Source organism: Serratia sp. CY40230, from assembly GCF_052168835.1.
Classification (GTDB): domain Bacteria; phylum Pseudomonadota; class Gammaproteobacteria; order Enterobacterales; family Enterobacteriaceae; genus Serratia; species Serratia nematodiphila.
The window spans coordinates 1,068,015-1,081,649 of record NZ_JBJNLX010000001.1; the positions used below are offsets into that span (position 1 = coordinate 1,068,015).

Consider the following 13,635-nt stretch of genomic DNA (forward strand, 5'->3'; position numbering starts at 1 on the left):
ACTGCTTCACAATGGGGCCCTCACTTGCCGTTAAAGAGAGCACCATGAGCCAGAGCCATTTCTTCGCCCATCTGTCCCGCCTGAAACTGATCAACCGCTGGCCACTGATGCGCAACGTGCGTACCGAGAACGTCTCCGAACACAGTCTGCAGGTGGCCTTTGTCGCCCACGCGTTGGCGGTGATCAAGAACCGCAAATTCAACGGCAATCTCAACGCCGACCGCGTTGCCCTGTTGGCGATGTACCACGACGCCAGCGAAGTGATCACCGGCGACATGCCGACGCCGATCAAGTACTACAATCCGCAGATCGCCCACGAGTACAAGAAGATCGAGAAGATCGCCCAGCAAAAGCTGCTGGACATGATCCCCGCTGAGCTGCGCAACGATTTCCGCACCATTCTCGATGAGCATTACTACAGCGAAGATGAAAAACAGGTGGTAAAGCAGGCGGACGCACTGTGCGCCTACCTGAAATGCCTGGAGGAGCTGTCTGCCGGCAACAACGAATTCACCCTGGCCAAGGCGCGGCTGGATAAAACCCTGGAGCAGCGCCGCAGCCCGGAAATGGACTACTTCATGGAGGTATTCATTCCCAGTTTCAGCCTGTCATTGGACGAAATCAGCCTCGACAGCTCGCTGTAACCCCGCAGGCGCAGCCTCGCTGCGCCGTTAAAAGCCGTAGAGCCACGGCACCACAATCACGCTGACCGCCATCACCAACAGAGTGAACGGCACGCCGAGCCGCACGAAATCGCCGAACTTGTAATTGCCCGGCCCCAGCACCAGCGTATTGACCGGTGAAGAGACCGGCGTCATAAAGGCGGCGGACGCGGCGACGGCGATAATCATCGCGAACGGGTATGGCGAGACCCCCATTTCGCGCGCGGCGGCAATGGCGATCGGCGCCATCAGCACCGCCGTCGCGGTGTTGGAAATAAACAGGCCGATGGTGGCGCACAAGACGAACAGGCACAGCAGCATCACGCGCGGCCCCGCGCCACCGGCGACGTCCATCAGCCCGCTGACGATCAGATCGACCCCGCCGGTCTTTTGCAGCGCCTGCGCGAACGGCATCATGCCGACGATCAAAATAATGCTCGGCCAATGGATCGATTTATAGGCGCTCTCCATGTCGATGCAGCGGAACTTGCCCATCAGCAAACAGGCGATCAGCGCCGCGATTGGGTTGGGGATTTCGTCGGTCAGCATCATCGCCACCATCAGCGCCAGACAAAACAGCGCGTGCGGCGCCTGCGTGATGGCCGGTGCCACTTCGTCCACCTCGGCCGGCAGATTGAGCACGATAAAGTCGTGGGTTTTGGCCTGCAGCTGACGAATCGCCTTCCAGTCGCCGATCACCAGCAAGATGTCGCCCAGTTCCAGCGGCTCGTCCACCAATTTGCCGCCCAGCGTCTCGCCGTGACGGCGGATACCCACCACGTTCAGATCGTAGCGGCTGCGGAACGCCGCTTCGCGCAGGCTTTTACCCAGCAGCGCCGAGTCCGGGATCAGCGAGACCTCCGCCATGCCGACGTTGCGCGACTGTTCCGAAAAGTAATCACCGCGCAGCACCATCGGCTCCAGCCGCTGTTCGCCGCAGAATTCGCGCAGATCGACCTGGCTGTCCGACATGTCGATCAAGAGGACGTCGCCCTCGCGCAGCTCGGTGCTGCCGGAGGCGCTGACCATCACCCGCCGGAAGCGTTTCCAGCGCTCGATGCCCACCACGTTGGCGCCATAGCGCGCACGCAGGTGCAGCTCGTCCAGCGAACGCCCGATCAGCGGCGAAGCGCTGCGGACAGCCAACCGCCGCGCACGGCCGGTCAGCTTATAATCGCGGATCAGGTCACGGAAGGAGCGGCGCTGCCAGTCGTCGCCGGCTTTGCCCGTGTCACTGCTGCCCAGCCAACGGCGGGCGATCAGCATGTAGCCGACGCCCAGCGCCAGCACCGCCAGGCCGATCGGCGTCACGCTGAAGAAACCGAAACCATGGATGCCTTCGCGCACCAGTTCGCTGTTGACCACCATGTTGGGCGGCGTGGCCACCAGCGTCATCATGCCGCTGATAAGCCCGGCGAAACTGAGCGGCATCATCAGCCGCCCCGGCGCGATCTTCATTCTCGCCGTCACGCTGAGCACCACCGGGATAAAGATCGCCACCACGCCGGTCGAGCTCATAAATGCCCCCAGCCCGGCGACCGTCACCATCAGCAGCATCAACATTTTGGTTTCGCTGCTGCCGGCCACTTTGACCAGCCAGTCGCCCACCTGATAAGCCACGCCAGTGCGCACCAGCCCTTCGCCGATCACGAACAGCGCGGCGATCAAAATCACGTTGGGATCGCTGAAACCGACCGTCGCCTCCTGCAGGCTGAGCGTGCCGCTCAGCACGAAAGCGATGATCACCAACAGCGCCACCACGTCCATACGCAGCTTGTTGGTGGTAAACAGCACGATGGCAATCAGCAGTAAACTCAGCACCCACAGTAATTCGCTGTTCAAAACGGCCTCATCCGGCAAATGTCCAAGGGCCTAAAAAATAGCATAAAAAAACCCCGCCGAGGCGGGGTCTAATCAATTAGGGTGAAGATAATGCCACTCAGGCCAGCCGGCGAACGATCGCGCCCTGCGCCGTTTTATCGACGGCGATCTGCGCCAGCGAATCCAGCCGCAGGTCGACCTGCTCCAGCTTCGGCGCATCGGCCGGGGCGTTGACCGCAATCACCTGGCAACCCGCCGCCAGGCCGGAGAGAATACCGGCCGGTGCGTCTTCGACCACCACGCACTCGTGCGGCGCCAGCCCCAGGCGCTCGGCGCCCAGCAGATAGGCGTCGGGCTGCGGCTTGCCATGTTTAACCTGCTCAGCGGTGATGAACACCGCCGGCTGCGGCAAGCCGCCGGCCTGGCGGCGGGCGCTCGCCACCGGCACCGAACCGGAGGTGACGATCGCCCAAGGGATGCCGAGCGCGTTCAAGCGCTCCAGCAATGCAATGGCGCCCTGCAGCGCGCGAACGCCGTCGGTATCCTGCGCTTCCACCTGCTCCAGCAATTGGAATTCACGCTGAATTTCCGCTTCGCTTTCACCCGGCATAAAGTGGCGCAGAGAAGTAATGGCCTGTTTACCGTGAATGAAGTCCAGCACCGCTTGCGGATCGACGCTGCGGCGCTCGGCCCAGTGCGTCCAGGCGCGCTCTACCGCCGGCAGCGAATCCACCAGGGTGCCATCAAGATCGAACAGAAAACCCTTACACTCCACAGAAAACCTCTTCTTAATCAAGCATTGATGATTTGCGCTATCTCAACGGCGCTCAAGTGATACTGGCGCGGGCAGGCCTGCCAAATCGCCAGCATACGCTGATATTTTTCCCACATTTTGGTCTGGGCGTTAAAACCGTGGCTGCCGGAATCAAAGTGAGTATAGCGCCCCTCGGTGCTGACCAGGAAACGTACGTAACTCAGGTAGCGCGCCTCGGTCGCGGCATCGAAACCGAGAAACGCCAGGCGGCGCTCGTCCAGATCCTGCTTCTCTTTCAGGTTGCCCCAGGAAACCTGCAGCGCATGATGCATCTCCATCACGTTGATGATGGTGCGGCACACCTCTTCGCTCAGTTCGCCGAAGTCGCGATCCAGCTCGCGCATTTGCAAACCGAAGCCGCGTTCGACGATGGTTTGCAACCGGCGATAACGATCGCCGTTGTCCGGATCGAGCAGGGTCATCATCTTGTACTGATTCGACAGGATCAGCCGCTGGGCGTTGGTCATTTCCATCAGGATTTCCTCATTTCTGTGTGATGGCGGGAGCATCGCACAGCGCAAGAACGCAGGAAATCACAACTCGACCGTTCTTTGATTTAAACCGGGGTTATTGGCGCTTAGACGAAAAAGGCCGCACAGTGCGGCCTTTTTTCATTTACAGATCGTCGAGGAAGGTTTTGTCCAGCTGCTTGAAGGCACGCTTGAGCAAATCAGCCAACGTCTGATAGGTCGGCGTGCCTTCGAGCGGCGCCACCGCCTGCCCGGCTTCCGTCAGCTTGTTGCGCACCTCATGGAACCATTGCAGCAGCGTCGGCGGCAGCGGCGTGACCGAACGGCGCCCCAGCCACCACAAGCCCTGCATCGGCAGGCTGCAAGCGAACAGCGCGGTGGCGATCGCCGGGCCGAGCTGGCCGCCGAGCGCGATCTGCCAGGTCAGCGTGAAAATCGCCAACGGCGGCATGAAACGAATAGCGAAACGGGTGGCACGCGCAACGCGGTTCTCCGGAAAGACCGGTGCCAGACGTTTGTCTGACGGCCAGGTTTTCATATAATGCTGCCCGCGCTGGAAGACCTGAAACCAGCTTACGGAACCGGACGGTTTGCTCGTCATTGCGTACCTCAACGTCACGTAAAGAAACTAAAAGCGTGCTGCCAGAGACCATACTAAAAAATTTGAAGCTTTAAATTTATTTTGTGTTTGCACCGGGCTATCGGTATCCTAAGCCGGCCTTGTGGCCGGTAGAAGATGACGTAAATTTTGTCAACTTTTAGCCCTATAAAAATCAAGATTATTTAAACCGCAGAGAAATCATCGGTTTTTCCATCATCCTGTGATTTGTGCACTTCACATGATGTTAATCATAAATGTCATCGGCACTATGCGCTACGCTTGTTGTCTGATTGACGATTAATTCACCACGTGTGTTCGATTTTCTTTTAACAACACGACTATTTAAGTAGGTACTTCCATGTCGAGTAAGCTAGTACTGGTTCTTAACTGCGGCAGTTCTTCTCTGAAATTCGCCATCATCGATGCCGTTAACGGCGACGAATTCCTCTCCGGTTTGGCCGAGTGTTTCCACCTGCCTGAAGCTCGCATCAAGTGGAAAATGGACGGCGCCAAACACGAAGCTGCCCTGGGGGCCGGCGCTGCACACAGCGAAGCGCTGAACTTCATTGTTAATACTATTCTGGCACAAAAACCAGAGCTTTCCGCGCAGCTGACCGCCATCGGCCACCGCATCGTGCACGGCGGCGAGAAGTTCACCGCTTCCGCCGTGATCAACGACGAAGTTCTGCAGGGTATCAAAGATTCCGTGCCGTTTGCACCACTGCACAACCCAGCTCACCTGATCGGCATCGCGGAAGCGCTGAAATCCTTCCCTCACCTGGCTGACAAGAACGTTGCCGTGTTCGACACCGCGTTCCACCAGACCATGCCGGAAGAATCTTACCTGTACGCCCTGCCGTACAGCCTGTACCGCGACCACGGCGTTCGCCGCTACGGCGCACACGGCACCAGCCACTTCTACGTGACTCAGGAAGCCGCGAAGATGCTGAACAAGCCGGTGGAAGAAGTGAACGTGATCACTTGCCACCTGGGCAACGGCGGTTCCGTCACCGCAGTGCGCAACGGCCAATGCGTTGACACCTCCATGGGTCTGACCCCGCTGGAAGGCCTGGTAATGGGCACCCGCAGCGGTGACATCGATCCGGCTATCATCTTCCACCTGCACGATTCTCTGGGCATGAGCGTTGATCAGATCAACAAGATGCTGACCAAAGAATCCGGCCTGCTGGGCCTGACCGAAGTCACCAGCGACTGCCGTTACGTTGAAGACAACTACGACAGCAAAGCCGACGCCAAACGCGCCATGGACGTGTTCTGCCACCGTCTGGCCAAATACGTCGGCGCCTACAGCGCGCTGATGGAAGGCCGTCTGGACGCGGTGATCTTCACCGGCGGCATCGGCGAGAACGCCGGCATGGTGCGTGAGCTGACCCTGAACAAACTGGGCCTGCTGGGCTTCGAAATCGATCACGACCGCAACATGGCCGCTCGCTTCGGCAAATCCGGCGCCATCACCAAAGACGGCAGCCGCCTGGCGCTGGTGATCCCGACCAACGAAGAGTTGGTCATCGCGCAGGACGCATCCCGCCTGACCGCGTAATGCTCTCAAAACACCGTCAGCCCAGGCTGACGGTGTTGTTTTAGCCTCATGTTAATCGTGAAGAGGACTATTCTGTGTCACGTACTATTATGTTGATCCCCACCGGCACCAGCGTCGGCCTGACCAGCGTCAGCCTGGGTGTCATCCGCTCCATGGAGCAAAAAGGCGTTCGTCTGAGCGTGTTCAAACCTATCGCTCAACCGCGCACCGGCGACAACGCACTCGACCAGACCACCACCATCATCCGCAGCAACTCCACCATCCCAGCGGCCGAACCGCTGCGCATGGATTACGTTGAGGGCCTGCTGAGCTCCAACCAGCAAGACGTGCTGATGGAAGAGATCGTGGCGCGCTACCACGAGAACACCAAAGACGCGGAAGTGGTGCTGATCGAAGGCCTGGTGCCGACCCGCAAGCATCAGTTCGCCAACGCGCTGAACTACGAGATCGCCAAAACCCTGAACGCCGAGATCGTCTTCGTGCTGGCGCTGGGCAACGACTCCCCGGCGCAGCTGAAAGAGCGCATCGAACTGGCGCGCACCAGCTTCGGCGGCAGCAAGAACAAAAACATCACCGGCGTGATCATCAACAAGCTGAACGCACCGGTCGACGATCAGGGCCGCACCCGTCCTGACCTGTCCGAAATCTTCGACGACTCCACCAAGGCCAGCATCGCCCATGTCGATCCTGCGCAGCTGTTCGCCAACAGCCCGCTGCCGGTTCTGGGCTGCGTGCCGTGGAGCTTCGATCTGATCGCCACCCGCGCCATCGACATGGCTCGCCACCTGAAGGCCCGCGTGGTCAACGAAGGCGACATCATGACCCGCCGCGTGAAGTCCGTGACCTTCTGTGCGCGCAGCATTCCGCACATGCTGGAACACTTCCGCCCAGGCTCCCTGCTGGTGACCTCCGCAGACCGTCCTGACGTACTGGTCTCCGCCTGCCTGGCGGCGATGAACGGCGTGGAAATCGGCGCTATCCTGCTGACCGGCGGCTACGCCATCGACGAGCCGATCAAGAAGCTGTGCGAACGCGCCTTCCAGACCGGCCTGCCGGTGTTCATGGTCGACACCAACACCTGGCAGACCTCGCTGAGCCTGCAGAGCTTCAACCTCGAAGTGCCGGCGGACGACCACCAGCGCATCGAGAAAGTGCAGAACTACGTGGCCAGCCACATCAGCACCGAGTGGATCGATTCGCTGACCGCCACCTCCGAGCGTTCACGCCGCCTGTCTCCACCGGCGTTCCGTTACGAGCTGACCGAACTGGCGCGTAAAGCCGGCAAGCGCATCGTGCTGCCGGAAGGCGACGAGCCGCGCACCGTGAAAGCGGCGGCCATCTGTGCCGAACGCGGCATCGCGGAATGCGTGCTGCTCGGTAACCCGGACGAGATCCAGCGCGTCGCGGCGGCGCAAGGCGTTGAGCTGGGCAAAGGCATCGAAATCGTCGATCCGGTCGCCGTGCGTGAAAACTACGTGCCGCGTCTGGTTGAGCTGCGCAAGAGCAAGGGCATGACCGAAGTGGTCGCGCGCGAGCAGCTGGAAGACAACGTGGTGCTCGGCACCCTGATGCTGGAACAAGGCGAAGTCGACGGTCTGGTCTCCGGCGCGGTTCACACCACCGCCAACACCATCCGTCCGCCGTTGCAGCTGATCAAAACCGCGCCGGGCAGCTCGCTGGTGTCCTCCGTGTTCTTCATGCTGCTGCCTGACCAGGTACTGGTCTACGGCGACTGCGCGATCAACCCGGATCCGACCGCCGAGCAGCTGTCTGAAATCGCCATCCAGTCTGCGGATTCCGCCGCCGCCTTCGGCATCGAGCCGCGCGTAGCGATGATCTCCTACTCCACCGGCAACTCCGGTGCGGGCAGCGACGTCGAGAAAGTGCGCGAAGCGACCCGTCTGGCGCAGGAAAAACGCCCGGACCTGATCATCGACGGCCCGCTGCAGTACGACGCCGCCATCATGGCCGACGTTGCCAAATCCAAGGCGCCGAACTCACCGGTGGCCGGCCAGGCGACCGTGTTCATCTTCCCGGATCTGAACACCGGCAACACCACCTACAAAGCGGTACAGCGTTCCGCTGACCTGGTCTCCATCGGGCCGATGCTGCAAGGCATGCGCAAGCCGGTGAACGACCTGTCGCGCGGCGCACTGGTTGACGATATCGTCTACACCGTTGCGCTGACGGCGATCCAGTCTTCCCAGGCTGACGCTGCCGCCGCCAAGGCCTGATATTCTTCAGGTTGAGCGATAAAAAAGCGCCGGTCATTGACCGGCGCTTTTCTTTTGCGTTCCCTAACGCGCCAGCAACTGCCCGGCGGCCTCCAGAATATGTTCGGCGGTCAGACCATACTCCTGCTGTAAAAACGCCTGGGTGCCCACCTGGCCGTAACGCTCCTTCACCCCCACGCGCCGCATCGGCGTCGGGCACTCCTCCGCCAACACCTCCGCCACCGCCGATCCCAGCCCGTTATGAATGCTGTGGTTTTCACAGGTGACGATGCGTCCGGTCTTGGCCGCGTAGGTTTTGATCAGTTCACGGTCGATAGGCTTGAGGGTGAACATATCGATCACCGCCGCGCTGACACCTTGCCGCGCCAGCATCTCCGCCGCCTTCAGCGCCTCCGCCACCATGATGCCGTTGGCGATCAGCGTGATATCGTCGCCGTCGCGCAGCAGGTTGCCCTTGCCGATGGTAAAGCGCGAGCCTTCCAGGTAGATGCGCGTCGCCTGCTTGCGGATGGTACGCACCCAGTAGAAGCCGCGCAGATCCATCAGCTGGCGCAGAACGTCGGCGAACATGGTGGCGTCGGTCACCTCCAGCACCACCGAATGCGCCAGCCCGCGCACGATGCCCATGTCTTCGAACGACATGTGGGTGCCGCCGTTGTGGCAGGCGCTCACCCCCGCGTCGGAGGCGATCACCTTGACGTTGTTGCGCTGGTAATCCAGCGACATGAACAGCTGATCGAAACAGCGGCGGCTGGCGAAGGCGGTGAAGGTGTGCACGAACGGCACCCGGCCGGTGAGCGACAGCCCGGCGGCGACGCCGATCACGTTGGCCTCCATGATGCCGCAGTTGATCACGTGCTGCGGGTGATCCTTGTGCACGCCGTCCATCGCCATCGAGCTCATCAAATCCGCCTCCAGCGCGATGATCGGCGCGCCCGCCTCAATCTGCCGCCGCACCGCGCCGGCGTAGACTTTGCGCATTTCGACGGTGTCGTTTTCCAACTGCGTCACTACGTTAAACATGGGCGGCCTCCAGTTCGGCGATGGCTTTTTCGATCTCCAGCTGCACGTCCGGCGTCAGGCGCAGGTGGTGTGAGTTCGACAGGTTTTCCAGATAGGTCACGCCCTGTCCCTTGATGCTGTCGAGCACGATCGCCAGCGGCCGCTGTTCACCGCCGCGCGCCGGCGCTACCGCCGCCAGCAGCGCCGCGATGTCGTCGCCCTTGACAGTCTGCACCTCAAAGCCGAAGGCGCGGAACTTGGCAGCCAGATCGAACGGTTGGATCACCTCATCCAGCGCGCCGTCCAGCTGTTGCTTGTTGTAATCGATGAACAGCGTCAGGTTGTTCAGGTTGTGGTGGGCGATAAACTGGAACGCCTCCCAGCACTGTCCTTCATTCAGCTCCCCGTCGCCGAGAATGCTGAACACCCGGTTGCGCCGCCCCGCCAGCCGGTGGGACAACGCCATGCCGGCGGCGATCGACACGCCCTGCCCCAGCGAACCTGTGGTAGCGTCCACGCCGCGCGTACGCAGCCGGTCCGGGTGGCTCGGCAGACGCGTGCCGTTCTGGTTGAGGGTCTTCAGTTCCGCCAGCGGGAAGTAGCCCTTGATCGCCAGCGTGCTGTACAACGCCGGGCCGGCGTGCCCTTTCGACAGCACGAAGTCATCGCGCTCCGGCCAGTCCGGATCCGCCGGATCGATGCGCATCACGCCGCCGTACAGCACCGCCAGCGTCTCCACCACCGACATGCAGCCGCCATAGTGGCCGAAGCCCAGCCCGGTCAGCGCTTTCAGCGTTTCCAGGCGGATCGCGCGCGCCAAGGCACGCAGCTCTTCAATTTCCGTTTCACTCGTTGTGTCGTTCATCAGTCTGCCCTCGTTATTTCTCGACGCGGTCAGCGGCCGGCGCGCCTTTGCGTTTTCCCAGGAAGTTATGCGCCACCAGCAGCGCGAACACGGCGACGATCGCCAACATGATCATCTCCTTCGACATAAAGCGCGCCATATTGCCCAGCAGGATGCCGATCGCGCCGAAGTCGGCGTCGGAGAAGGTGGTGTTGGCAAAGCCCAGCGCCCCCAACACCGGCAGCAGCAGCACCGGCAGGAAGGTGATCAGCAGCCCGTTGGCAAAGGCGCCCAGCATCGCGCCGCGCCGCCCGCCGGTCGCGTTGCCGAACACCCCGGCGGTAGCGCCGGTGAAGAAATGCGGCACCACGCCGGGCAGGATCAGCACCATCTTCAGTTGCCCCAGCAGGAACAGCCCGGCCAACCCGCCAAGGAAGCTGAACAGGAAGCCGATCAGCACCGCGTTGGGGGCATAGGGATAAACCACCGGACAATCCAACGCCGGCCGCGCGTTAGGCACCAGTTTTTCCGAGAAGCCGGTGAACGCCGGCACGATCTCCGCCAGAATCAAGCGCACGCCCTGCAGAATGATGAACACCCCGGCGGCGAAGGTGATGGCCTGGATAATCGAATACACCAGGTAGTTCTGGCCGCCGCTGAGCTCGCTTTCCACATAGGCCCGCCCGGCGCAGATCGCCAGGATCAGGTAGATGACGATCATGGTCATCGAGATCGAAATGGAACTGTCGCGCAGGAAGCTGAGATTTTTCGGCAGGTTCATCTCCTCGGTTGAGCGCGAATTTTTGCCCACCTTCGAGCCGATCCAGCCGGACAACACATAGCCCAGGGTGCCAAAGTGGCCGAAAGCGATATCGTCGTTGCCGGTGATGCGGCGCATATAGCGCTGGGCAATCGCCGGGAAGAACGCCATCACCAGCCCCAAGGTCAACGCGCCGGTAAACACCAGCTGCACGCCCTCGAAGCCTGCCACCGTCAGGATGATGCCGATCATGCAGGCCATGTAGAAGGTGTGGTGGCCGGTGAGGAAGATGTATTTCAGCCGGGTGAAGCGCGCCACCACGATGTTTGCCACCATGCCAAACGCCATGATCAAGGCGGTGGAAGCGCCGTATTTCTCCAGCGCGATAGAGACGATCGCTTCGTTGTTCGGAATGATGCCCTGAATATTAAACGCGTGTTCGAACATGCCGCCCAACGGATTGAGCGACCCGACCAATACCGTGGCACCGCCGCCCAAAACGATAAAGCCGAGAATGGTTTTTACCGTGCCTTTCACCACGTCGGAAAAGGATTTCTTTTGCGCCAGCAAACCGATCAGCGCAATAAGCCCGACCAGCACCGAAGGCACCTTTAATATATCCACCACAAACTTGAGCGTTTCCTGGATAAACATATCCACCTCGCCAATCGTTTTATTCAGAGGATTGAGTGGGCTTCGAAGTAAGCGCGCAGCTTGGCTTCCAGCTCATTGATGTCGATGATGTTGCTGATCACCACCAGCTGCTCGGCCGGCACGCTGGCGCTGTCGGCAATGTCTTTTGCCATCACGAACACGTCGGCCGCGCCGGGAGTGGCGGACGACAGATCGGAGTGTTCAACCTCGGCCTCCACCCCCATCTTTTTCAGCACCTTTTTAATGTTCATTTCCACCATAAAGCTGCTGCCGAGACCTGAACCGCAAATCGCCATGATTTTCATGATATCCACCTGTTGAATTTAGCGTGTAGGGTAGCGCCGCCGGTCATATTCCCGGCGTTGTTAGCATTAATAATGTTCCTGGTGATTAAACGTTAATAGCGGGCGATAATATCCTCGATTTGCCGTTTATCTTTGGCGTGAAATAACGCCTCCATGGCCTGGTTATCGGAAAATAATTCCGCCAGTTGCGAAATCAATTCGATGTGGCTGTTGCCGTCGGGTGCGGAAAGCATCACCACCACCTGAACCGGATCGTTATCCGCGGAATGAAAGTTCACCCCCTGATGGATCTTCAACAGCGATAACCCCAGCGCGTTGGCGCCCTGCTCCGGCCGGGCATGTGGCATGGCGATGCCCGGCGCCAGGACGAAGTAAGGGCCGAGCTTCTCCTGCTGATGAAAGATGGCCGTCAGGTAATTCGTCGTAATCACACCGTCTTGCAGCAGCGGCTGCGCGCTCAGCGTTACCGCCTGGCGCCAGTCCTCCACCCGTTCGCACAGCTGTATATGATCGGCGGTCAGCCACTCTTTCAGCACGTTATCCTCCCGAAAGTCGATGATTGCGGCCGGTGATTAATTCACCGGCGACGGTAAAACTTTAATCAACCCCTCCTGGCCACACAGTGATGGATATCACAAAGATAGCGCTACCAAAGCGCTATCATGCAGATCTGTGATAGCGCTATCAAAACGCCGTGCTGCGGTATGACGTTAACCACAATTTTTTCTCGCTCTTTCGGGTAACGGGGTAGAATGTGCCGCATACGGGGATCGTCGAAGCCGCGCCGTCGGCTTCCCACCCTCACCATTTTTATGCGCCGCGCGCGCATTTCAGTCGGGATTTGGCATGTCGATCGGTAAAAAACGACGCAGCACGGGCAGGGTGACGTTGGCTGATGTAGCGCAGCTGGCGGGCGTCGGCACCATGACGGTGTCGCGCGCGCTGCGCACGCCGGAGCAGGTTTCAGACAAACTGCGCGAGAAGATTGAAGCCGCGGTGAGCGAGTTGGGGTATCTGCCCAACCTGGCCGCCAGTTCGCTGGCGTCGGCCTCCTCTTACACCATCGCCATGGTGGTGCCCAGCCTGTCCGAATCCGGCTGCGCCGAGATGTTCGCCGGCCTGCAGAAAGTGCTACAGCCCGCCGGCTATCACATCATGCTGGCGGAGTCGCAGCACCACCTGGAACGCGAGGAGAAACTGCTGGAGACCCTGCTCTCTTACAACCTGGCGGCGGCGGTGCTGCTCAGCGTCGAGCATTCGCAAAATGCCCGCAACGCGTTGATCGCCGCCAACATTCCGGTGGTGGAGATCGGCGCCGTGCGCGCCGATCCGATCGACATGAGCATCGGCATCGATTACGTGGCGGCCATGTATCAGCTGACGCAAACGGTGATCGCCAGCGGCTATCAGAACATCGGGCTGCTGTGCGCCAATCAGGAACAGTGGATTTTCCAGCAGCACCTGCAGGGCTGGCACAAGGCGCTGCTGCGCAACCATATGTCGCCGCATCGGGTGATCAACGCCGCGCAGCCCGCCAGCTTCAGCACCGGCGCGCAGCAGCTGCCGGAATTCTTGCTGGCCTGGCCGGAGCTGGACGCGCTGGTGTGCGCCTCGGACGAACTGGCGGGCGGCGCGCTGTATGAATGCCAGCGGCGGCGCATCAAGGTGCCGGACAATCTGGCGGTGGTGGGATTCGGCAACAGCGAGTTCAGCCGGGTGTGCCAGCCGCCGCTGACCACCATGACCATTCCGCATCGCGATATCGGTATTCAGGCCGGCCAGGCGCTGCTGGCGCGGCTGAACGAGCAACCCTGGCAGCCGGCAGGTTCCCTGCCCGCCACGCTGTGCCGCCGCGACAGCTGCTGAATCCGCGCCATAAAAAAAGCCGGTCGATGACCGGCTTTTCC

At 60.6% G+C, this 13,635-nt stretch carries 13 protein-coding genes; 4 read left to right on the forward strand and 9 right to left on the reverse strand.

The annotated features are described in order from the left end of the window. The first annotated feature begins 44 nt into the window (after positions 1 to 44). Positions 45 to 644 carry a 5'-deoxynucleotidase gene (gene yfbR, locus ACJ8IJ_RS05010; RefSeq protein ID WP_015378582.1) on the forward strand — a complete coding sequence of 200 codons (600 nt, stop codon included), beginning with the start codon at positions 45 to 47 and terminating at the stop codon, positions 642 to 644. Positions 645 to 671: 27 nt separating this feature from the next. Here yfbR and ACJ8IJ_RS05015 read toward each other — a convergent pair whose 3' ends face one another. From ACJ8IJ_RS05015 to yfbV, 4 genes are all read right to left on the reverse strand, one after another. Then, on the reverse strand, positions 672 to 2,522 hold the full coding sequence (locus ACJ8IJ_RS05015; protein WP_071591449.1) for an SLC13 family permease: 1,851 nt from the start codon (positions 2,520 to 2,522) through the stop codon (positions 672 to 674). Positions 2,523 to 2,601: 79 nt separating this feature from the next. Beyond that, entirely contained in the window at positions 2,602 to 3,258 is a 657-nt protein-coding gene (locus ACJ8IJ_RS05020; protein WP_265260980.1) for a sugar phosphatase, read from the reverse strand. Between the two features lie 17 nt (positions 3,259 to 3,275). Then, positions 3,276 to 3,770, reverse strand: a complete 495-nt coding sequence (locus tag ACJ8IJ_RS05025; protein WP_004936059.1) for a YfbU family protein — start codon at positions 3,768 to 3,770, stop codon at positions 3,276 to 3,278. A gap of 142 nt (positions 3,771 to 3,912) precedes the next feature. After that, positions 3,913 to 4,368 (reverse strand): terminus macrodomain insulation protein YfbV, encoded by a 456-nt coding sequence (gene yfbV / locus ACJ8IJ_RS05030; protein ID WP_004936061.1) that lies wholly within the window; start codon positions 4,366 to 4,368, stop codon positions 3,913 to 3,915. A gap of 358 nt (positions 4,369 to 4,726) precedes the next feature. Here yfbV and ackA point away from each other — a divergent pair, with 358 nt between their 5' ends. Together ackA and pta are read left to right on the forward strand one after the other, a co-directional pair. Then, entirely contained in the window at positions 4,727 to 5,929 is a 1,203-nt protein-coding gene (gene ackA, locus ACJ8IJ_RS05035; protein ID WP_004936063.1) for an acetate kinase, read from the forward strand. Positions 5,930 to 6,003: 74 nt separating this feature from the next. Beyond that, on the forward strand, positions 6,004 to 8,163 hold the full coding sequence (gene pta, locus ACJ8IJ_RS05040; protein ID WP_004936066.1) for a phosphate acetyltransferase: 2,160 nt from the start codon (positions 6,004 to 6,006) through the stop codon (positions 8,161 to 8,163). 63 nt (positions 8,164 to 8,226) lie between these two features. On the opposite strand, the gene ACJ8IJ_RS05045 is transcribed toward pta, so the two are convergent. From ACJ8IJ_RS05045 to ACJ8IJ_RS05065, 5 genes are all read right to left on the reverse strand, one after another. Then, a complete protein-coding gene (locus tag ACJ8IJ_RS05045) occupies positions 8,227 to 9,186 on the reverse strand; it encodes a transketolase family protein (RefSeq protein ID WP_049189230.1) in 960 nt (319 codons plus the stop codon). After that, positions 9,179 to 10,030, reverse strand: coding sequence for a transketolase (locus ACJ8IJ_RS05050; RefSeq protein ID WP_004936071.1), 852 nt, complete (start codon positions 10,028 to 10,030; stop codon positions 9,179 to 9,181). The genes ACJ8IJ_RS05045 and ACJ8IJ_RS05050 overlap by 8 nt, the downstream gene beginning before the upstream one ends. 13 nt (positions 10,031 to 10,043) lie before the next feature. Beyond that, on the reverse strand, positions 10,044 to 11,423 hold the full coding sequence (locus ACJ8IJ_RS05055) for a PTS ascorbate transporter subunit IIC (protein WP_004936074.1): 1,380 nt from the start codon (positions 11,421 to 11,423) through the stop codon (positions 10,044 to 10,046). Between the two features lie 23 nt (positions 11,424 to 11,446). After that, complete coding sequence (locus ACJ8IJ_RS05060; RefSeq protein ID WP_015378585.1) at positions 11,447 to 11,728, reverse strand: PTS sugar transporter subunit IIB; 282 nt, start codon at positions 11,726 to 11,728, stop codon at positions 11,447 to 11,449. Positions 11,729 to 11,820: 92 nt separating this feature from the next. Further along, entirely contained in the window at positions 11,821 to 12,264 is a 444-nt protein-coding gene (locus tag ACJ8IJ_RS05065) for a PTS sugar transporter subunit IIA (RefSeq protein ID WP_286093485.1), read from the reverse strand. Between the two features lie 310 nt (positions 12,265 to 12,574). Between ACJ8IJ_RS05065 and ACJ8IJ_RS05070 the strand changes: the two genes are divergently transcribed. Beyond that, positions 12,575 to 13,594, forward strand: a complete 1,020-nt coding sequence (locus ACJ8IJ_RS05070) for a LacI family DNA-binding transcriptional regulator (protein ID WP_004936083.1) — start codon at positions 12,575 to 12,577, stop codon at positions 13,592 to 13,594. Positions 13,595 to 13,635 lie beyond the last annotated feature (41 nt).